20 protein-coding genes, 1 pseudogene and 2 riboswitches are annotated in these 21,179 nt (G+C 36.0%); of the genes and pseudogenes, 8 read left to right on the top strand and 13 right to left on the bottom strand.

Annotation, left to right across the window (positions count from 1 at the left end):
* Positions 1-9: 9 nt before the first annotated feature.
* Positions 10-1,047, bottom strand: coding sequence for a competence type IV pilus assembly protein ComGB (gene comGB / locus MKX66_RS26000; protein ID WP_275900885.1), 1,038 nt, complete (start codon positions 1,045-1,047; stop codon positions 10-12).
* Positions 1,034-2,077 (bottom strand): competence type IV pilus ATPase ComGA, encoded by a 1,044-nt coding sequence (comGA, locus tag MKX66_RS25995; protein ID WP_341087420.1) that lies wholly within the window; start codon positions 2,075-2,077, stop codon positions 1,034-1,036. Before comGA ends, comGB begins: the two co-directional genes overlap by 14 nt.
* 205 nt (positions 2,078-2,282) lie before the next feature.
* Here comGA and MKX66_RS25990 point away from each other — a divergent pair, with 205 nt between their 5' ends.
* The 3 genes from MKX66_RS25990 (at position 2,283) to MKX66_RS25980 (ending at position 4,962) form a co-directional block, all read left to right on the top strand.
* Positions 2,283-2,978 (top strand): helix-turn-helix transcriptional regulator, encoded by a 696-nt coding sequence (locus MKX66_RS25990; protein WP_002014995.1) that lies wholly within the window; start codon positions 2,283-2,285, stop codon positions 2,976-2,978.
* 239 nt (positions 2,979-3,217) lie between these two features.
* Positions 3,218-3,460 carry a DUF2626 domain-containing protein gene (locus MKX66_RS25985; protein ID WP_002015110.1) on the top strand — a complete coding sequence of 81 codons (243 nt, stop codon included), beginning with the start codon at positions 3,218-3,220 and terminating at the stop codon, positions 3,458-3,460.
* A gap of 107 nt (positions 3,461-3,567) precedes the next feature.
* Positions 3,568-4,962, top strand: a complete 1,395-nt coding sequence (locus MKX66_RS25980) for an L-cystine transporter (protein ID WP_002138338.1) — start codon at positions 3,568-3,570, stop codon at positions 4,960-4,962.
* 80 nt (positions 4,963-5,042) lie between these two features.
* On the opposite strand, the pseudogene MKX66_RS25975 reads toward MKX66_RS25980, so the two are convergent.
* Both MKX66_RS25975 and MKX66_RS25970 read right to left on the bottom strand, forming a co-directional pair.
* A pseudogene (locus MKX66_RS25975) lies at positions 5,043-5,435 on the bottom strand (hypothetical protein).
* A gap of 87 nt (positions 5,436-5,522) precedes the next feature.
* A complete protein-coding gene (locus MKX66_RS25970; protein ID WP_002034026.1) occupies positions 5,523-5,738 on the bottom strand; it encodes a DUF3912 family protein in 216 nt (71 codons plus the stop codon).
* Positions 5,739-5,990: 252 nt separating this feature from the next.
* Between MKX66_RS25970 and MKX66_RS25965 the strand changes: the two genes are divergently transcribed.
* Positions 5,991-6,302, top strand: coding sequence for a hypothetical protein (locus MKX66_RS25965; RefSeq protein WP_002165070.1), 312 nt, complete (start codon positions 5,991-5,993; stop codon positions 6,300-6,302).
* A gap of 35 nt (positions 6,303-6,337) precedes the next feature.
* On the opposite strand, the gene MKX66_RS25960 is transcribed toward MKX66_RS25965, so the two are convergent.
* From MKX66_RS25960 to MKX66_RS25935, 6 genes are all read right to left on the bottom strand, one after another.
* Positions 6,338-6,826, bottom strand: a complete 489-nt coding sequence (locus tag MKX66_RS25960; protein WP_002015119.1) for a hypothetical protein — start codon at positions 6,824-6,826, stop codon at positions 6,338-6,340.
* A 108-nt stretch (positions 6,827-6,934) separates the two neighbouring features.
* Entirely contained in the window at positions 6,935-7,312 is a 378-nt protein-coding gene (locus MKX66_RS25955) for a nucleoside 2-deoxyribosyltransferase (RefSeq protein ID WP_002034029.1), read from the bottom strand.
* Positions 7,313-7,409: 97 nt separating this feature from the next.
* Entirely contained in the window at positions 7,410-7,652 is a 243-nt protein-coding gene (locus MKX66_RS25950; RefSeq protein WP_085960924.1) for a DUF3966 domain-containing protein, read from the bottom strand.
* A gap of 242 nt (positions 7,653-7,894) precedes the next feature.
* The gene (locus MKX66_RS25945; RefSeq protein ID WP_002067149.1) at positions 7,895-8,953 is read right to left on the bottom strand and encodes an undecaprenyldiphospho-muramoylpentapeptide beta-N-acetylglucosaminyltransferase; all 1,059 of its coding nucleotides are present in this window, start codon (positions 8,951-8,953) and stop codon (positions 7,895-7,897) included.
* A gap of 18 nt (positions 8,954-8,971) precedes the next feature.
* Positions 8,972-12,370, bottom strand: coding sequence for a methionine synthase (gene metH, locus MKX66_RS25940; RefSeq protein WP_016100612.1), 3,399 nt, complete (start codon positions 12,368-12,370; stop codon positions 8,972-8,974).
* Positions 12,370-14,202 (bottom strand): bifunctional homocysteine S-methyltransferase/methylenetetrahydrofolate reductase, encoded by a 1,833-nt coding sequence (locus tag MKX66_RS25935; RefSeq protein WP_002034032.1) that lies wholly within the window; start codon positions 14,200-14,202, stop codon positions 12,370-12,372. The genes metH and MKX66_RS25935 overlap by 1 nt, the downstream gene beginning before the upstream one ends.
* Before the next feature lie 70 nt (positions 14,203-14,272).
* Positions 14,273-14,382: riboswitch (SAM riboswitch) on the bottom strand.
* A 202-nt stretch (positions 14,383-14,584) separates the two neighbouring features.
* A riboswitch (SAM riboswitch) is annotated at positions 14,585-14,698 on the top strand.
* A gap of 89 nt (positions 14,699-14,787) precedes the next feature.
* Here MKX66_RS25935 and MKX66_RS25930 point away from each other — a divergent pair.
* The 3 genes from MKX66_RS25930 to MKX66_RS25920 all read left to right on the top strand — a co-directional run bounded on the left by MKX66_RS25930 (position 14,788) and on the right by MKX66_RS25920 (position 17,861).
* On the top strand, positions 14,788-15,900 hold the full coding sequence (locus tag MKX66_RS25930; protein WP_002015129.1) for a methionine biosynthesis PLP-dependent protein: 1,113 nt from the start codon (positions 14,788-14,790) through the stop codon (positions 15,898-15,900).
* Entirely contained in the window at positions 15,897-17,060 is a 1,164-nt protein-coding gene (gene metC / locus MKX66_RS25925; RefSeq protein WP_341087417.1) for a cystathionine beta-lyase, read from the top strand. Before MKX66_RS25930 ends, metC begins: the two co-directional genes overlap by 4 nt.
* A 510-nt stretch (positions 17,061-17,570) precedes the next feature.
* Complete coding sequence (locus tag MKX66_RS25920) at positions 17,571-17,861, top strand: ArsR/SmtB family transcription factor (protein WP_000894375.1); 291 nt, start codon at positions 17,571-17,573, stop codon at positions 17,859-17,861.
* A gap of 150 nt (positions 17,862-18,011) precedes the next feature.
* On the opposite strand, the gene MKX66_RS25915 is transcribed toward MKX66_RS25920, so the two are convergent.
* Complete coding sequence (locus MKX66_RS25915; RefSeq protein ID WP_012261713.1) at positions 18,012-19,124, bottom strand: class I SAM-dependent methyltransferase; 1,113 nt, start codon at positions 19,122-19,124, stop codon at positions 18,012-18,014.
* Positions 19,125-19,133: 9 nt separating this feature from the next.
* Complete coding sequence (locus MKX66_RS25910) at positions 19,134-19,763, bottom strand: MBL fold metallo-hydrolase (protein ID WP_002034035.1); 630 nt, start codon at positions 19,761-19,763, stop codon at positions 19,134-19,136.
* A gap of 170 nt (positions 19,764-19,933) precedes the next feature.
* Here MKX66_RS25910 and MKX66_RS25905 point away from each other — a divergent pair, with 170 nt between their 5' ends.
* On the top strand, positions 19,934-20,104 hold the full coding sequence (locus MKX66_RS25905; protein WP_002034036.1) for a DUF2759 domain-containing protein: 171 nt from the start codon (positions 19,934-19,936) through the stop codon (positions 20,102-20,104).
* 80 nt (positions 20,105-20,184) lie between these two features.
* On the opposite strand, the gene glcK is transcribed toward MKX66_RS25905, so the two are convergent.
* The gene (gene glcK, locus MKX66_RS25900; protein ID WP_002034037.1) at positions 20,185-21,168 is read right to left on the bottom strand and encodes a glucokinase; all 984 of its coding nucleotides are present in this window, start codon (positions 21,166-21,168) and stop codon (positions 20,185-20,187) included.
* Positions 21,169-21,179 lie beyond the last annotated feature (11 nt).

The following is a 21,179-nucleotide window of genomic DNA, read 5'->3' as shown; positions in this document are numbered from 1 at the left end:
AAATGCCCCCTATATAGAATTCATCATTTGAAACATCGGCATAATCATCGCTAAGTACATCAAAATGACTATAACCCCAAGACATGTAAATAAAATGGGTTGAATCACAAATAACATACGTTTAATTTTTTGTTCTACCTTTTCAATAATGAGCTCACTGTAATCACCAAGCTCATTTGCTAAATTACCGTTTGCTTGTCCATGCGTAATGATATAAGAAAGTTCTTTCTCGTAATAACCGCTTTTATCAATAATAGATTGTAACGGTTCTCCTGCAATTAATTGCCGCTCAATTCGGTCTGCTTCATACTGAAAGAACGGATGATACTTTTGCTTCATCATTATTGTTAATGCTTCGTGTACGGACAATCCACCGTGTAATAAACCACTTAATTGAGTGGAAAAATAATGCGAATGATTTAAAATAAGAAATGTTTTCATAAGGGGAATACGGATCATAATCTTTACCTTTTGAGTAGGCGGAAGTTTTCGGAAATAAAATATATATATACTAAATCCCTTTATAACGATAAGAACAATCATATAAATGAAGTAGGGTAATAATTTAATTGCAACTAAAATTTGCTCCGTAAGTGGTGGTGCTGTAGAACGTAAAGAACTATACATCATTTCAAACTGAGGCAATAAAATGAGGTTAAAAACAGAAAGCATAATCATTAAAAAAAATGATAAAAACATAGGATATCGCATTACTTTCATCATATCTTTCCTATATTTATCTTTCTTGTAAAGAAGTACGCTTCCTTGTTGCAAAGCAAAAGAAATGTCACCATGTCGCTCTGCATAAAACAAATAACTTAACATCTCAGAGTGAAACATTAATTGGTGAAAAGAAGCGTGCAAACTTTGTCCATTTTTCAATCCCTCGATCATACGCTGTAACTGTAATTTCTTTCCTAATGGTAGTTGCAACTGCAAAAATTCTAACGCCTGCAAAAGTGAGTAACCTTTCTCTAATAAATCACTTAATCTTTTACATAATAATGCTTGATCACTTAAACTCCATTTTCTCTTAAACATATACATCTTCTTCTAAAAAGCCTAAAGCATACCCTTTTCGAACCGACGATTCCAACGTTTTATAGTGATACGTAACATGTTCTCCACTTGCTTCTTTAATCGCTTGTTTTAATTCATATCCATATAACAGTTCATAAATGCTTGCCTGTCTCACTTTCCTCATTGATTTACATAAAGTTGCACACTTCCCTCTGCAAAATGGACATTTTAATTCGACGAGCCGCTGAGCAGCTACTGCTAATAATGATTGTTCAATTTCTTGCCTTGTAATACCATAATCCATAAATCGTAGTATCGCTCCTTTCGCATCATTTGTATGCAAGGTTGTCATTACTAAATGTCCCGTCAAACTGGCCCTTACAGCTACTTTTGCTGTTTCTTCATCACGAATTTCGCCAACTAAAATAATATCTGGATCATGACGCAAAATAGCCTTTAATCCCGTTTTATATGTGATACCAGCTTTTTCATTTATTTGAATTTGTAATAAACCGTCTTTTCTTTGCTCAACTGGATCTTCCAGTGTAATGATGCGACGTGTTTGCCATTTTCTAGCTACTTCTAATAACGCATACATTGTTGTTGTTTTTCCAGAACCAGTTGGCCCAGTAAATACGAGTAACCCATGAGAATGCTTTAAAAAAGAGAGTAATTTTTCCGCTGAACTTGGAAATAACGAAAGATGAGACAGTGGCTGTACAAATGCTTGTAAATGGAGGCGAATAACGAGACTTTCTTGATATACTGTTGGAAGTGTTGAAAGGCGTAAATACACTTCTTGTCCATCAATTTGTAAGTACAACGAACCATTTTGAGGTTTTCTCCTCTCTCCTATATCCATTGATGCTAAAAATTTAAAGTGTGAAACAAGCTTTTCTCCAAATTCTTTCTCAATACACCGTTTCGTAATTAAATCTTTTCCAATACGTAATTGAATCGCCACATCCTTCTGCCTGGGCACAATATGTAAGTCCGATGCTTGCACCCTACAAGCTTCTTTCATAATCATATTTGCAAAAAGCTCGACACTATTCATCAAGTTTCCCTCCTCACTATGTATATATCATAAAAAAATGCACAAGAAAAATTAGAGATTTTGTATTTTCACTAAGAGAAAAAGGAAAAATATGTTTGTGAAATTATGAACAATTTCTGAACTATTGTCTGAAATTACCTATATAGAAGTTTATCTGTATTATAATGTTAATATCTTGGATAAAGTGATAAAGGTGGAGATCCTCATGGAACAAGCTTTAAAAATTACAGGTGTGTTATCTGACCCTACTCGTTATTACATTTATAAATATATTTCGCAAAAACATAATTACGTAACTGTACAAGAAATTGCAGATGAGTTTAACATTCATCCAAACGTGGCGCGTTTACATTTATCAAAATTAGAAGATGTTAATATGCTCAAATCAGAAACAAAAAAAACTGGGAAAGGCGGCAGACCAAGCAGACTATACGTCCTGTCTCAAGATGTCATCCAGTTACAATTCCCATTTCGCGATTATCAATTATTAGCACAGATAGCATTTAATTCACTACTAAGCTTAGGTAGCGCCGGTGAAAAAGCGCTATATGAAACAGGAAAACAATTCGGCAAAGAATTAATGCAACAACATATGCATCGCTTAAATGTAAGTGCAGAAGCATTGACGATAGAACAAAAAATGCTAATCGCAAAAGAAGCATTCTCAACAGCTGGCTTATCCCCTGCTTTTGAATTAAGTACAGATGGCACAAAAATTTTCTATGATGTACACAATTGCCCATTTAAAGAAGTTGCTGCGCATCATCCGACTGAAATTTGTAATATGCACGGAGATATGATGAAGGGGATTTTTGAAATCCTATTCCCGAACGTGGAATTAACACGAAACGATAGTCTACTAGATGGATGCAAATCTTGTAACTATAAAGTGAAACTTTAATCAGTGGGGGTTTACGGGCAGTTGATCTCCCACCTAACTTCTTTGCTCAAGCCGAATTTTGAGGTGGGAGTTTTACTGCCCACAAATAGCGGGATAAAGTTCAAATTTAGTTTTTCAACTAAGAAGAAGTCAATATTATAATTGGCTTCTTTTTTATATAAATGAATATTTACAATAGTTAGAAAAATAAACTATAATGAAAAGAGGTTTTACTTTTTTTAGAAAAGGAGGGAGATGGCATGGAGCGCATGTTTCGCGTTCTCGGCTTTTGGACTGGAATTTTCTCGGTTATGTTTTACGTAGGGGATATGCATTCGACCGCACTACTATTTTTAGGACAAACAGGATTCTTCGTACTTTTAAGTTATTTAAAATTAACAGAGCGTATGTATATATACGTATTCGGGGCATATTTAACCGTTTTCTTCATCGGATTTACATGGTACACAACATTTTTACTTGTCCCTGGAGCTGGGCATTAAGAGATGGCAAATTGCCATCTTTTTTTTAATTCCGTAATTCCCTAGTTGACTTATAGGTTTTATTACCTTATATTCTATATAACACATTGGAATTAGGGGGAATCAACATGAATACACTGCTTGTCGGGATTAACATCACAGTCATGCTCATTTTAGTTGGCGTATTGTATTATATGCAACGTAAGCATGTATCTTTTAATAAACGTGTATTTACTGCTTTAGGAGTCGGAATTATCTTTGGTCTTATATTACAATTTATTTATGAACCTACTTCTAAAGTAATTATCGAATCAAATACCTGGTTTAGTTTAATTGGTAACGGTTATGTGAAATTACTTCAAATGATCGTTATGCCACTTATTTTAGTATCTATTATTTCAGCATTTACAAAATTACAATTAACGAAAAACCTTGGTAAAATCAGTGGTCTTATTATCGGAATTTTAATTCTTACTACAGGAATTGCCGCAGCTGTCGGTATAGCTGCAAGCGCAGGATTTGATGTATCAGCAACAGGTTTACAACAAGGTGATGCAGAATCTGCTCGTCTGAAATTAGTAGAAGAAAGATTTACTTCTATTGAAAAGACAACAATTCCAGACAAATTGTTAGAACTGTTGCCTACGAATCCTTTTCTTGATTTAACAGGTGCTCGTCCAACATCAACAATTTCTGTTGTAATATTTGCAGCCTTTATCGGGATTGCCTTTATAGGTGTAAAACGAAAATATCCAGAACAAGCAGAGCTATTTAAGAAAATGCTTGATGCTGTATATGCAATCGTAATGCGTATGGTAACATTAATTTTACGTCTTACTCCATACGGCGTATTAGCTCTTATGGCAAAGACAGTTGCTGGTAGCGATATTAACGCTATTTTAAAACTTGGTAACTTCGTGTTAGCATCTTACGTAGCTCTTATCGTAATGTTTATCATTCACTTATTATTAATCGCATTATCTGGTTTAAATCCAATTCAATATTTGAAAAAAGTGTTCCCTGTATTAACATTTGCATTCACATCTCGCTCTAGTGCTGGTGCAATGCCATTAAATATTGAAGCTCAAAAAGAAAAGCTTGGTATTTCTGAAGGAATCGCTAACTTCGCTGCATCCTTTGGGGTATCTATCGGTCAAAACGGTTGCGCAGGTATTTATCCAGCAATGCTTGCTATGATGGTCGCTCCAACTGTAGGAATTGATCCATTACAACCACAATTCATTTTAACTTTAATCGCTGTCGTTGCTATTAGCTCATTCGGTGTTGCCGGTGTTGGTGGCGGTGCAACATTCGCAGCGTTAATCGTACTATCTACAATGAACTTACCAATCGGCATTGTCGCTCTTGTTATCTCAGTTGAACCATTAATCGATATGGGTCGTACAGCTCTTAACGTAAGTGGTTCTATGACAGCTGGTCTTATTTCTAGTAAATGGCTTGGTGAATTAGATCAGGATACGTACAATCAAGATGATGTAAAAACTGGTGAGATTGCTTCATAATAAAAAAGGACGCTAACAATTTATACTGTTAGCGTCTTTTTTATTATGTTCCATCTCTATACATCTTCTCTTGAAAGTTATCACTCCAAGTATTCTTCTAGTTGCTCTTTTAACTCTTCCTCAATCTCATAACAAGATTCATCAACAAGTTCCCCTACTTTCTTACTCCCCCAAACTCTCGACTGAGTTGGCATCCCTAAAAAAGTATTTTCGCATCTCCAAATTGGAATAATGTAAAATTCAATCATCTCTCCTTCTTCATCTAATACCGCTATAGAAACTGATGAATAATATCCTATTTCAAAGGGATTCTCTTTTTCTCATTCAAATCCCATATCTAATTTCATATTTTCCCCTATGTATAAATGCGAATACGCTTTAAAAAATCCAAGTGATATTCGCTCTATTCCATTCTCCATACATTGAATCTTCTCTTTCAACTCCAATGTAAGCTCCTGTGCTTTATATTTCATTTCCGCCTCCTTAAACATAGAAAAAGAGAATACAATAACATATTCTCTTTTCTCAAATATATTTCATTATCTCACAGCCCGTCCCTTTCACAAATAACCATTTTGCTCGCACCATGTATGAAATTGTCCTACATCTACTCCAACTAACACGATATCCTTTAGCTCTACATCAATACTTTGTTCTCCAATTACAATAGCAAAATGGGATTCTAATTGTTTTTCATTTTTCTTTACAGTTCCAATTCGGTTCCGATGCGGCCCATTTTTTATATATGCTTTTTGTCCTACAATATCAAAGTTCAAGATTCTCACCTCTTTTACTGCGCTCAAATTGGAAATACAATCTCCACCTCGGAAAATTTCCTTTCATTGCACTATTTCTCTATATATATGACGAAACAATAAAAGAGTCCTTCCTTCTTTACAATTATTTTTTCTTTGTTTCATTTTTATGATTGAAACGTAAAGTTTATAATAAAATACACTTGGAAGCGCTTTCTACGTAATTTTTTATGTTATAATATAAAAGTAGAACTTCGTAAAGAGGGTTAAAAAATGAATATAAACATGATTAACAAAGTAATTGAAGCATTAAAAGTATATGGCTTTCAGGATGTATCATTCTGTGAAGAAACGAAGCAATTTTTATTTCATAACGAAACCGATATTATGAGCGGCTATGCAGAAATAACATATAGTAGTCAATTCGAAAAATTTAACGTACAAATTCATCCAATTGAAACGCATCACCAAGCAGAGTTACAAGAGGTTGAAAGACATATACAAGCTTGCATACGAAAAGTAGAGTATTTAAATGCACTTCTTACTGGACAAACAAAGCTAGATGATAAAATTATTATTATGTAAAAAAAAAGAACGTGAAGCTATCACGTTCTTTTTCATTATACGTTCATTTTCCCCTTCAGCTGTAATCCTGTAACAGATTCTAATACATCCATCGCTTCTTCAAACGTCATATCAAAAATTGTCTTCTCTTCTATATAGGGAAACTGTCTAAAGCGCTTTTCTAACATTTTCACTGCATCCGATGTGAAGTTTGCGCTATCAATGCCAAATTCTGTTTCAAGAAGCACAATCCAATCTAACACATGAAAACCTAATCCATTTACGAATGAAATAAGTTTTTCTTCTGGCTGTGGAGATAAGAATACGTTTCGCTCCAGCTCACTGAAAAGTTCTTCTCCTAAAATTCCTGCTAACTCATCATCATGTTCGCGTTCAATAATCTCTTCATAACCGTAATCATCAACAAGCTCTTCTACTTCTTCACTATCCGCAAAAAGCAATTGACTAAGAATTGCATCTTTCTTAAATTCACTGTTTTGTACAACCTCTAAAAAACTTGTTTCCCATCCATTTTCTAATTTCATATTTATAACTCCTTTATATGCTTTACTTATAATAACTGTGCCCAAAATAGCCTAATGGTAACCTTCACTCTTTTTTTGCAAGAAATATTTCTCGCTGCATTCCCACGTCTAACATTCCACTTTATTCAATATATATGAGACAAGCCCCTCAATTTCTCCTTCGAAAATATCAACTTCTCGTAAATGGTAGAATGTCGTTTGCAACTCATTGCCCTTGTGATATATATAAATTTTCTTTTCTAAAGCAATTGCCATCCCTAATTCTGTATGACTTCCATTCCCACCCTCTAGTATGAGTAAGAAAACATCAGCTTCTCGTATCGCTTCTTGTTCTTCTTCACCAATCTTTTGCAATTGTTCTCTATTGGTTGCTCTTTCATTTTTCGTCCAATCATATGTATGCTGCCATCCCACTTCTTTCAACTGGCTTGATACGAAACGAACAAGATGTTTATTTTGAAATCCTGAAGCAATATAAAATTTCATTTATATTCACTCCTTAAATATGTATGGGGAAACTCCTTTTTTAGCGTTAATGGGATTTTTTCAAAAAAAATCCCCATCCTTAGAACTTATTTGCGTTTCAATGATGGGGTGCCTCATGATCTTCTTTTATTTTTTGTTTTTTATAACTTTCATCAGCTAACATTTCTAGTTCAGCTGTTATTTCTGATTTTTCAAGCTCTCGTTCTTGTGAAAATTTCCGTGAAATATAAACAATAACACTACCAACGTACAACACAAAGCATATAATAAGTGCAGTATTTTCATAGAGACTTAGCTCCAACACAGTCACTCCTAATCCATTCGTATTTTCACGCTTAATCAATTGGAATTTCCCTATTAACCATTTGTTACCCCGCATTAACGGGCAGTAAGACCCCCACCTCAAAATTCAGCGAAAACAAAGAAGTTAGGTGTGGGATTAACTGCCCGTAAAAGCCCGATTGGTTCAACTAATAATCAGTGGGGATGAACCCCCCACTGATTAAAGTTTCACTTTATTGTAACATAAAAATATCAATTCTTGGAATCTTTCATCCTACTAAAAAAGACATGATTGTTTAATCATGCCTCTGAAATATGTTGAATGATAGTTTTAATCGCTTCTTTTCCATTATATTTTTTTAATGCTGTTTTATACGTCTCATTATTATGAGATAGCTCTTCTATATGCTTTATAAGTGAGTTCACCGTTACATCCTCTTCATATAATACCGATGCATACCCTTGTCTTTTAAAGGATTCAGCATTTAAAATTTGATCTCCACGGCTTGCAAATTTCGATAACGGAATTAAAACCATCGGCTTTTGCATTGTTAAAAATTCAAAAATCGCGTTGGATCCCGCACGTGAAATAACAAAATCTGTTGCTGCTAATATATCCGGCAACTCTTCATGTACATATTCAAATTGTCTATATCCTTCTTTATTTTGTAAGGATTCATCAAGATTTCCTTTTCCGCAAAGATGCACAATTTGATAATTTTTCAGAAGATCTGGAAGTGCCGATCGAACCGTTTCATTAATTTTCTTTGCGCCTAAACTTCCTCCCATAACAGTAATAACTGATTTCTTCCGGGAAAACCCTAGAAACTTTAAACCTTTTTCAAGATTTCCTCTTAGTACGTCTTCACGTACAGGCGATCCTGTATATATTACTTTTTCTTTCGGTAAATGTTTCGCTGCTTCTTCAAATGTAACAAATATTTTCGAGGCAAAACGGAGCGCAATTTTATTTGCTAGTCCAGGTGTCATATCAGATTCATGTAATAAAACTGGCACTCTATTTAGCCACCCTCCTATTACGACTGGTACGGATACGAAACCACCTTTTGAAAAAATAACATCCGGTTTTAGTTTACGAATTGTTACGTACGCATCCATAACACCCTTCATCACGAGAAAAGGATCTTTTATATTTTTCAAATCAAAATAACGACGTAGCTTCCCGCTTGCAATACTATGGTATGGGATTCCTTCTTTTTCTATAATCGTTTTCTCAATCCCTTGATGAGAACCAATATAAGAGATATCCCAGTTCTGCTTTTGTAAATGTGGAATAATTGCTAAATTAGGTGTTACATGCCCGGCCGAACCGCCACCTGTAAAGACTATTTTTTTCATACGTCTCCCCCTTCTACACTATAGTACACTAAAATACCTTGCCTCAGGGTGAGAAAATACCATAGCCGTTACAGACGCTTCTGGCTCCATCATAAATCCTTCTGTTAATGAAATACCTATTTCTTCTGGATGAATTAAGCGAAATAATTTTTCTTGATCAGCAAGTTCTGGGCATGCTGGATAACCAAATGATACGCGTATTCCTCTATATTTTGTACGGAATCTCTCTTCCATCGTCAGTTCAGGTGAATCTGGAATTCCCCAACGATCACGAATGAGCATATGTGTTTTTTCAGCAAGTCCTTCTGCTAATTCAAGTGCTAACGACTGAATCGCATGACTGCGTAAATAATCTCCCTTCGCCTTCCACTCCTCTGCAATATCTCGAACCCCTTCTCCAACGGTAACAGATAAGAAAGCGACATAATCCATCTCATCTCCAATCGGGCGTATATAATCTCCTAAAGTACGGTATGGTGCTTTCCCTTGTCTCGGAAATTCAAATCGCTCTATAATACGTGTGTGATCTTCCGGATCGTATATAATTATATTTTGTCCATCACTTTGCGCCGGGAAAAATTGATACACCGCTTTTGGGCGTAACCAAGATTGTCCTTCTTGTAATAATTCATCAATTAAATCATTTAGCTCATGTGCTCTTTTATCCCCTTCTTGCAAGAGTTTTTTTACGTTTCCTTTTAACCCAAGATGGTGTCCAATTAACATTTGTCTATTTAAAAACGGTGCAAGATGAAGGGCAGGAATATCCCGTAATACAACTCGTTTCGTCGAATCTGGCACTATAACAGTTGCTTTTGGCAACGGCTCAATAACTGCGGGAATTTCTATTTTTTTCTCCTCTTGTTTCACAATATGAAGATGGCGTTCCTTTTTATCTCGCTTCATCTTTTCACGTTCTTCTTCTTTTTGTAATTTGTTAATAATATCAAGACCTGTCATTGCATCACTTGCATAACATACGAGCCCTTTATAAGATGGAGAAATACGATTATCTGTAAATTTCCTCGTTAGTGCTGCACCACCTACAACAATTGGAATATCAATATTCGCTGCTTTTAAATCTTCAGCAGTCGTTACCATTTGTTGCGCTGATTTTACTAACAAACCAGAAAGGCCAATAATATCAGGTTTCTTTTCTTGTACTTCTTGAACAATTCGATCCGAACGAACATTAATTCCTAAATTAATAATTTCATATCCGTTATTTGATAAAATAATTTCAACAAGGTTTTTCCCAATATCATGTACGTCTCCTTTAACAGTCGCTAATAATACTTTCCCTTTTTTTGCACTCTCACTAGATTCCATATGTGGCTCTAAGTAACTTACGGCAGCTTTCATACTTTCAGCACTTTGCAATACTTCAGCAACGATAAGCTCATTACCATTAAATAATCGCCCCACCTCATCCATTCCTGTCATAAGCGGCCCGTTAATAATATCCAGAGGTTTTCGTCCTTCTGTAAGCGCGAGACTTAGATCTTCTTGTAGTCCTTGCTTCGTACCTTCTACAATATAATTTGCCAGTCGTTCATCAAGTGTTAGCGTTTCTTGTATAACGACATCTTTCTTTTTGGCAACACGATAAAAGTTTGTAAATTTTTCTAACGTCTCTTTCGTCGTTTCAAATAATAATGCATCCGCAAGACGTTTTTCTTCCTCTGGAATTAACGCATAGCGTTCTAATTTTTCCGTATTAACAATCGCATAATCTAATCCTGCTTTCGTTGCATGATATAGAAAGACAGAGTTTAATACTTCACGTCCAGCTGGTGGTAAACCAAAAGATATATTACTCACACCTAGAATCGTTAAACATTCTGGTAACGCTTCTTTAATAAGACGAATTCCTTCTATAGTCGCTGCCGCTGAACCTATATATTCTTCATCACCTGTTCCTACAGGAAACACAAGCGCATCAAAAATAATATCAGATGGGCGTATACCATACTTTTTCGTTAGTAATTCATAGCTTCTTTTAGCAATCTCTATCTTTCTTTCTGCACTAACTGCCATACCATCTTCATCAATTGTCCCTACAACTATCGCAGCACCGTATTTCCGAAGAAGGGGTGTCACTTTTTCAAAACGTTCTTCTCCATCCTCTAAATTAATAGAATTGATAACACCTTTTCCTTGAATATAAGTAAGAGCTTTCGCCATAACATTTTCATCTGTTGAATCAATCATAATCGGTACTTTTAACACTTTCGTAACTTCTGCCAAGAATCTTTCCATATCTTCTATTTCATCACGATCAGGGTCTGCCATACAAATATCAATAATATGAGCATTTTTCTTCACTTGCGCTCTCGCCACTTCAGCAGCCTCTTCAAATTTCCCTTCTGCTACTAATCTTTTAAACTTACGCGATCCAATTACATTCGTCCTTTCTCCAACAAATAAAGGCCTCATAGAATCATCATATTGCAACGCTTCTAGTCCACTAATTCCATGTCCAACCCTTTCATGATGCTCACGAGGATTAATCGAGGCAAGCGCCGATTTCATTACACGTATATGTTCTGGTGTTGTGCCACAACAACCACCAATAATATTAATCCATCCTTCTTCAGCAAAACGTTTTACTTTTTCAGCAAGTGACGCTGGAGATTCGTGATAATGCCCATCTTCATCAGGAAGACCAGCGTTTGGATAACACGAAATATAACACTCCGATAAATCAGATAGGGAACGTATATGTTCCCTCATAAATTCTGGACCAGTAGCACAGTTTAATCCAACCGATAATGGCTTCATATGCTCTACCGATAAATAAAAGGCTTCGATCGTTTGACCCGCTAAAGTCGTTCCCATCGGTTCAATTGTTCCAGAAATCATAATAGGTACTATTTTGTTTAGTTCTTCAAACGCCGATTGAATTCCAATGTACGCAGCTTTCACATTACGCATATCTTGACTCGTTTCAACGAGTAATACATCAACTTCTCCTCTTAATAGTCCTCGCGCTTGCCTTGTATAGGCTTCAATTAACTCTTCAAAAGTCACACCACCTGTAACACTAATCGCTTTCGTCGTTGGTCCCATCGCTCCCGCAACATACACTTCTTTCCCACTTTCTTTAACCGCTTGCTTCGCCAAAAGCGCTGCCCTTTCGTTTAACTCTTCATCTAAATGAGACAATGCATAATCACTTAATACAATATTTGTTGCACCAAACGTATTCGTTTCAATAATATCTGCTCCAGCTTCAATGTAGACTTTATGAATATTTAAAATAACATCCGGTCTTGTTTTTACTAAATATTCATTACAACCTTCGTATTCTTCTCCTCCAAAATCTTCCGCTGTTAAGTCTTCTTGCTGGATCATCGTTCCCATTGCACCATCTAATATTAAAATTTCATGTTGTAATCTCTCTTCTATTCGTTTCATCAATTAATACCTTCTTTCACTTCTTGCTTTTCTCTCACATATTTCACGAGATGTTCTGTAATTTCATATTTTAAAAACGGTGTAATAAGATAAATACCGTTAAAGTATTTCATCGCCGCATCGATCAACTCTTGTGAAATACGAATCCCTTCCTCTATGGCTGCATCTTTCGTTTCATGTCCATCCATTCTTTGTCTTATCTCTTCAGGGAGAGTAATACCCGGCACTTCAAAATGAAGAAAATCTGCGTTCCGCTTACTTACTAACGGCATAATTCCAATAAAGATAGGTTGTTCCAAATGCTTTGTCGCTTCATATACTTCTTCTATTAAAGCAACATCATATATCGGCTGCGTTAAGAAATATTCAGCACCAGCATCAATTTTTCGTTCCATTCGCTTGACCGCTGCTTTTAAATGCCTTACATGAGGATTGAATGCACCTCCAACAGAAAATCTTGTTGCCGGACCAATTGATTTCCCTAAAATAGAGCGTCCGTCGTTCATCTCTTTAATCATTTTAATGAGCTCTATCGATGACAAATCATATACAGAAGTTGCACCTGGGAAATCACCAACGCGCGCTGGATCACCAGTTAAAGCTAGCACTTCCTCCATACCTAATGCTGATAATCCAAGTAAGTGAGACTGTAGTCCAATGACGTTATGGTCTCTACACGTTAAATGCGTCAATACTGGAATATCATGCTTCGTTAATAATGCACCCATAGCCATATTCGAAACACGAGGAGATGCTAATGAATTATCTGCTAGAGTAATAGCATCCGCTCCAGCCCTTTTCAGTGCTCTTGCCCCTTCAAAAAAACGCTGCGTGTCTAACGTTTTCGGTGGATCTAATTCCACTACAACTGTCGTTTGTTTCTTTGCCTTTTCTGCTAGAGTAACATGAGCTCTCGAACGCTTCTCATGTGTATGGACCACTTTAGGCCTTTGAATCGTCTCCTTTGCTATTACAGGTGCAACATTTGCAATAGCACGTTTCATTCCTTCAATATGTTCCGGGGTAGTACCACAACAACCACCTAATAAACGAATACCTTGTTCAATAAATTTCGGTGTCATTTCTTCAAAATACGCTGGACTTCCCTCATATACGTAACGCCCTTCCACATAATTCGGGAGACCTGCATTCGGATATGCTGATAAATAGCCATTTTGAGGAATCGATATCATTTTGAAAGCTTCCGTCATGTGAAGCGGGCCTAGTTGACAGTTCAACCCAACAACATTGGCACCGTAATCTAAAAGCTGTTTTAATATTTCATTGACATCATTCCCATTTTGAGTCGTACCTGCCTCATGTAACGCTAACTGAGCAACAATCGGAATATTCGTTTGTTTACGCAATACTTTAACCGCATGCAATAATTCAAATTCATCATAAAAAGTTTCTAATAGTAATCCATCAACCTGTTCTTCTAGTAAAGCACCTGCCTGCTCAAGTAACATAAATTCTCGCTCTATATCAGTCGTTGTAACAGCACCAATATGTTTCATACCTCCAATTGTCCCTAAAATTGCATTCCGATCTGTTACTGATGCTTTCGCAATATTCACTGCCGCTTTATTAATTTGGACAACTTGATTTTCTAGACCATACATGCGGAGTTTCGCTTCATTCGCACCATACGTATTCGTTTGAATAACATCCGCTCCAGCAGCTACATATTGTTTATGGATCGATATAATTAAGTCCGGGTCAGACAAATTCAATTCTTCAAAACTACTTTGTAAACCATGCGAATGTAATAACGTTCCAACCGCACCATCACCTATTACAATTCCTTTTGATAATAAATCTAGTAATTTCACGAATCTCCCTCATTTCTATCAATATAAAAACCCCCTCTTCACTTTGAAGAGGGGGACATAATTGTTCCTCCTCTTATTATGCAAAACACACGTTTTGCAGGTTTTAGCACCGTTTCAAACATTTAGTTTGAAGGTTGCCGGGTTTCACAGGGCCTTTCCCTCCACCGCTCTCAATAAGAGTTTGTCTTTATTATTTTATTTATGTAGCTAAAAGGAAATACGTTCCCCTTTTAACAATGTTTGTTAATTTTTTATAAATTTAGCACGCACTAAAATAAAAGTCAATGACACTTGCGGAAAAATAAAAATTATTTAAAATAAAGTTGCAATTCAATTATCTTTTGTTGTAAAGTTAAAACCATAATAAAATTTCATACGAACATTCTTATCTAGAGAGGTAGAGGGACTGGCCCTTTGACGCCTCAGCAACCATTAACATTCATTCGTTAATAAGGTGCTAATTCCAGCAAATTGTGAAAGATTTGACAGATGGGAAGAAGACTCTATTCAATCCGAAAGCCTTCTTCTTAGAAGGCTTTTTTTATTTTCACTTAGTCGTTCACTTTAAAAAGGGGGAATTTTCACATGTCAACAATCGAAACAAAACTAGCACAAATCGGGAACCGTAGCGAAGCTACAACAGGAACGGTTAATCCACCTGTTTATTTCTCAACTGCTTATCGTCACGAAGGAATTGGTAAATCTACTGGATTTGACTATTCAAGAACTGGAAATCCAACTCGCGGCCTTTTAGAACAGGCAATTGCAGACTTAGAAAGCGGTGAGCAAGGGTATGCCTGTAGTTCAGGAATGGCGGCTGTTCTCCTTGTCCTTTCACTATTCCGTTCCGGAGATGAGCTTATCGTATCTGAAGACTTATACGGGGGAACATATCGTCTATTTTCCGAACATGAAGACAAGTGGAATATTCGATGTAGATACGTAGATACACAATCTATTAAACAAATTGAGCAAGCAATCACATCTCAAACGAAGGCTATTTTCATAGAAACACCGACTAATCCATTAATGCAAGTAACTGATATCGTAAGTGTAGCAAGTGTAGCGAAAAGGCACGGACTACTTCTTATTGTAGATAACACGTTCTATACGCCTTATATACAGCAACCATTAACAGAAGGTGCAAACATCGTCCTTCATAGCGCAACTAAATATTTAGGCGGTCATAACGATGTACTAAGCGGACTTGTCGTTGCGAAAGGGAAATCTCTTTGCGAGGAGCTTGCTCATTATCATAATGCCTCTGGTGCTGTCTTAAGCCCGTTTGATTCATGGCTATTAATTCGAGGCATGAAGACTTTAGCACTTCGCATGAAACAGCATGAAGAAAACGCTCATGCAATTGTTGCTTATTTAAATGATGAAGATGGTGTGACAGATGTATTTTATCCAGGAAGAGGTGGTATGATTTCATTTCGCCTTCAAGATGAAACTTGGATTAATCCTTTCTTACAATCTTTATCCTTAATTACATTTGCTGAAAGTCTTGGCGGTGTCGAAAGTTTAATGACTTATCCAGCAACGCAAACTCATGCCGATATTCCAGAAGATGTTCGAACAGCACGTGGTGTGTGTAATCGTCTTCTCCGTTTTTCAGTCGGCATCGAAAATAGCAACGACTTAATTCGAGACTTAAAGCAAGCAATTAAACTTGTAAAAGAAGGTGTAAGAATATGAGTTATTCCATAGATACGCTTTTACTGCATAATCAATACAAGCATGACTCACACACAGGAGCTGTTAACGTTCCCATCTATAACACATCAACATTCCATCAGTTTGATGTAGATGCTTTCGGAAAGTATGACTATAGTAGATCTGGAAATCCAACACGTGAAGCTCTTGAAGATATCATTGCTTTATTAGAAGGCGGGACAAAAGGATTTGCCTTTGCATCAGGCATTGCAGCCATTTCTACTGCATTTCTCCTTCTTTCACAAGGTGACCATGTTCTTATTTCAGAAGATGTATATGGAGGTACTTATCGAATTGTTACTGAAGTTCTCTCCCGTTATGGTGTTTCACATACATTTGTTGATATGACCAATGTGGAAGAAGTAAAAGAAAACATTAAACCAAATACGAAGCTCTTTTATGTAGAAACACCTTCTAACCCACTTTTAAAAGTGACAGATATTCGTGCTGTTTCTAATCTTGCAAAATCTATTGGTGCTCTTACTTTTGTTGATAATACATTTTTGACACCACTATTTCAAAAACCGCTTGATCTTGGCGCTGATGTCGTTCTTCATAGCGCTACAAAGTTTATTGCTGGTCATAGCGATGTCACCGCCGGATTAGCTGTCGTAAAAGATGAAGAACTCGCTCAAAAGCTCGGCTTTCTACAAAACGCTTTTGGTGCTATTTTAGGACCGCAAGATTGTTCTCTCGTGCTTCGCGGCATTAAAACATTGCATGTACGTCTCGAACATTCAGCTGCAGGTGCCAACAAAATCGCAAATTTTTTACAAGAGCACACTAAAGTTCAAAATGTCTATTATCCTGGCTTACAAATACATCTTGGATTTGACATTCAACAATCTCAAGCTACATCAGCCGGAGCTGTCCTATCTTTCACTTTACAATCAGAAGACGCACTCCGCCAATTTTTATCAAAAGTAAAATTACCTGTCTTCGCAGTTAGTTTAGGTGCTGTCGAATCGATTCTTTCCTACCCAGCTAAAATGTCACATGCAGCATTGTCGCAAGAAGCTCGTGATGAAAGAGGTATTTCTAATTCATTACTTCGGTTATCCGTTGGCCTTGAAAATGTTGACGATTTAATATCCGATTTTGAAAATGCCCTTTCTTATGTAGAAGAACCTGTAAATGCATAAAGGGAAGAAACGAAGCTGTGTACGAATAATAAAACTCTTCAAGAAATAAAATAGTTGTTTAAAAAGATGAACTCTAGAATAAATGACTGATGACTTGATTATTCTAAGATGTATCAGTTACATCCAAACATTTCATTATCATCATAATGAAGCTGATCATAATCAGCTTCTTTTCTTTTAACCTGTTATATATTCTATATATAACATTATAATTCCTTTGTCATATTATTTTAAAAATTTTGTATATTCATTTGAAAGAATAAGAAAATCATGATAAAATTGTGTTACGAATATATCTATATCTTTCAATTTTTGAAACGCATCAAAATTTCCACTCAAAAATGTCATTTTACAAAACTGTGCAAATTTATCTATTTTATTTACATCAGGGTCTCTTTTCTTACAATTTCTTTACTTTAGGACTTTTTTTCTGCAACAACTGTTTTCTTTTCTTTGATTTTTTGGTATGTATAGTATGGTATAACAGCTCACACGGAGGTGGAAAAGAACATGTTAGAAACCTTTCAAAAAGAAATAGAACTATATGAAAGCAATGCAGAATTATTGAAAGTGCTTGCTCATCCTGTTCGCTTATGTATTGTAAAGGGATTAATTGAACGTGGCCCAAGCAACGTTTCTACAATGTACACAGGCTTAAACATGCCACAATCTACAATTTCACAGCATTTAGCAAAGTTAAAAAGTGCTAAAATCGTTTCTAGTGAAAGAAAAGGATTGGAAATTTACTACAAAGTAGAAAACGAAACAATTATTCAACTCGTTCGCGTATTATTAGGTTAGGGACCTATAGACAGAGAAAAAGAGTGTATTCTATATTTTTCATCTCATATCTTTAATATAAATATATATCATGAGAGAAAATATATAATGCTACATAATTAAAAGTCGTATTAAAAAACAAGACACAGAAAATACTGTGTCTTGTTTTTTTCATATCGTTAAATATTGATTCAAAAGTAAATTCTTCATATCTTTTGTGTGTATAACAACATCGAAAGCATTACCTAATCCTCCGTTCAAAATCATAGAGCGAATAGCTCTATTTAGTTTTTGAGTTTCAGAAAAAGGGTTGGTATCTTGATGGCTAGCAAGCTGATCTAATATTCCTGCTGCTAACAAAAACTCTGATTGCTTCCTATGCCATATCGTATTAATTCCTTGCAGCTCAAAATTCATCTTCAACTCATCCCAATGAACATGTGTAGTAAGGTCCATTTCTCCTGGATATGCAAGAGGATTACGAATTAGCTTGTGCTTATAATATCCTCTTAAACTTCCTTCACGATGTGCAGGATGCATCCATTCTTCTTTTGTATATCCATAATCAACTGTAATACATATACCTTTCTGAAACCATTTCGCAATCTCTTCTATATACTCTTCCATTGCAATAGGCACTTCAAAGCGCTGTCCCTCAGCAATATGAATGTTATATTTCAATAAGTAACGACCGACTCTTTTCTCTATCGGTCTAAATACTTCTGTAAGGTTTCCCTCATCTGTATACGTGATACGTACTTCATACAAAATTCCATTTCTTTTCTCAACTATCTCAACAGGAAACGCATCAAATAATTCATTCGAAAAAATAATTCCTTCGAAAGACTCTCCCATTTCAATATAAGATGTATAATACGACACATTATCAAATAAGCAAAGCCTCTCCTGTTGTAGCCTTCTATGAAAAGGGCTCACTTCAATAATTGAATAGTTTAAATTGATAAAGGTTTCCGGAGATAATTGTTTCCATTCTTGTAAAACATCATAGGCAAACTTTCCTGTTCCCCCACCAATCTCACAAATATTTGGAAAAACTTCTCCCTTTTCAACAAGCCGAATAAAAAACTTAGCAAAAGTCTTCGCAAATACAGAAGATACATTGCTACTCGTAAAAAAATCTCCCTGTCTTCCAATTTTTTCACGTTCTCTCATATAATACCCATGTTCCTCTGCATATAATACGAGGTTCATATACGTACTATATGAAATCGAATGATCCTTTTCTTTTCCCATCCATTCTCTTAAATTGAGCTCCATCCCCATAATGACTCCTTATTGTAAAAATGGATTATTTTCTTTTTCAAATCCAATACTTGTTTCTGGACCGTGTCCACATAGCACTGCTGTTTCATCTGGTAATACAAATAATTTCTCTTCAATACTTCCAATTAATTCAGCAAAACTTCCACCAGGTAAATCCGTTCTTCCAATACTCATTTGGAACAATACATCTCCAGAAAATACAGCATTCGCTTCTTTACTATAATAAGAGATACTTCCTGGAGAATGTCCTGGTGTCTCAAAAATTTCAAAACTAAAAGAACTGATTGTTAATGTACCCTCTTCGTCAATAATATGATCTGCTGGTTTTGCTGTAATACTGCGGTTCATCATAAAAATTTGCGAGCCATTCACAGTTGCATCGCCTAACCAATTCGCTTCTTCTTTATGTACGTATACTGGAATATGAAAAGCGTCTCTCACGGCATCAACAGCACCAATATGATCGAAATGAGCATGTGTTAATAAAACCGCAAGTGGCTTTAACTGCGCTTCCTGTAAATATGTAACAAGTTTCTCTCCTTCATGACCAGGATCAAAAATAATACACTCATTTTGATCATTCGTTAAAATATAAGCATTTGTTTGTAATGGGCCTAAAGGCATTTGTATCCATTTCATATGAAAATCTCCTCCAGTTATTTAATTTACTTTTAATGATACAACATTTCTTTCTCTTAGGAAAAGAAGGCGTGTTATCTCGACAATCATTTTTAAAACATGTACAATATAAAAGAGTAAATATTCTAAAAACTCATTCTAAGGAATGAGTAGACAGAGGAGGATATTGTATGGGCCTTGTTATTATTTTTACGCTAGTCACTCTGTTAGCTGTATTTGCTACGCTTAGAACACTTCGCGAAAAAAACTTATTCGCGGGCGGCTTCGCTATTGCAACCGTACTTGTTTTCGGATGGTTTACAATCATGACTGTTCTATATAATGGGTACCCACCAGCTTAATCCATTTACATTTTTATTCTCCAACAAGATCTTGCATAAAAAGAGGAAGGGGGCCCCTTCCTCTTTTCATTATTCACAACTTATATCATCTTCGCCTCGTATTTGTGCTTTTTTACAAGCCACGCTCCTCCAATTACACCTGCATCATTACCAAGTATTGCAATTGCTAACTTTGTGCTCTTTACAGCACGAGAGAAAGCATATTGCTCGAAATAACGTTGAATTGGCTCTAATAGTGCGTCTCCAGCTTTAGATACGCCACCACCAATTACGATTTTCTCTGGGTTCAACGTACTAGCAAGGTTCGCTACAGCTAATCCTAAATAAGAAGCTACTTTTTCCACTACTTCACCTGCTAGTTCGTCACCTTGTCCAAGTGCTTCAAATACATCTTTTGATGTAATAAGCCCTTCTTCTGCTAACATAGAACGTAAAACACTTTCTTTATCTGTCTCTTGTATTTGTTGCATAGCAACACGTACAATACCTGTTGCAGAGGCTACCGTTTCTAAACAACCCGACTTCCCGCAATTACATGGAAAAGCGTTCTCTGTAACAACTGTAATATGTCCAATCTCACCAGCAGCACCGCTTATACCATGTACAATCTCACCATTGGCGATAACACCACCACCAACACCAGTGCCAAGTGTCATACAAATTAAATCTTTTGCTCCTTCACCAGCACCTTTCCACATTTCACCAAGCGCCGCTAAGTTTGCATCATTATCAATAACAACAGGTAATCCCGTTTCTACTTCTAGTAAATCTTTTAACGGATAGTTTTTCCATCCTAAATTAACCGCTTCATAAATCATTCCAGATGCCACATGTACAGGACCAGGAGCTCCCATACCAATACCAATTAGCTTACTTTTTAATTCACCTAATTCTTCTAACTTTTTATCAATAGCTTTCGCTACATCAAGTGTAATATGTTTTCCTTGTTCATTTGTATTCGTAGGGATTTCCCACTTATGTAAAATTTCACCGTACACATTAATAAATGCTAATTTAATCGTTGTACCACCAAGGTCAACACCAACTAACCATTTCTCTTCCATGTTACTTACCT

The sequence above is a fragment of the Bacillus sp. FSL R9-9530 genome, from assembly GCF_038008145.1.
Lineage (GTDB): Bacteria > Bacillota > Bacilli > Bacillales > Bacillaceae_G > Bacillus_A > Bacillus_A mycoides.
The sequence above is the reverse complement of the archived record's forward strand: the minus strand, read 5'-3'. Positions and strand labels throughout refer to the sequence as shown.